We start from the raw sequence: 281 nt of genomic DNA on the forward strand, positions 1-281 counted from the left end.
GGGGTTTGCAGGCGCGCCACGCTGGGGGCTAATCACATTGGTGGCGTGAACTTGCCATTCATATATTGCAAAATGCTTGACTTAATTTTTTCATTAAAATCAGAATGATGCTCCTCAAGGACAAAGCGCGCCTTATTGTTGCGCACAATAACCTCCGCCAACGGACTAACCAGAGATGTGGAGTTAGAGATTTTCTCGGCGCGCTCTACATCGCTTTTAAACGTTACGATGAAGTGCTGGTGGCCTGGTGACCGGCGACACAACATGCGTCGCACTTCCAC

General features: G+C 49.5%; 1 protein-coding gene. It reads right to left on the minus strand.

Going from position 1 to position 281, the window contains the following annotated elements; genetic code table 11:
• Window positions 1-32 precede the first annotated feature (32 nt).
• On the minus strand, window positions 33-281 hold a 249-nt coding region (locus LZP73_RS21010), incomplete at its 5' end, for a hypothetical protein (protein WP_234236935.1).

Origin of the sequence: Shewanella sp. AS16 (genome assembly GCF_021412365.1) — a bacterium.
Classification (GTDB): domain Bacteria; phylum Pseudomonadota; class Gammaproteobacteria; order Enterobacterales; family Shewanellaceae; genus Shewanella; species Shewanella salipaludis.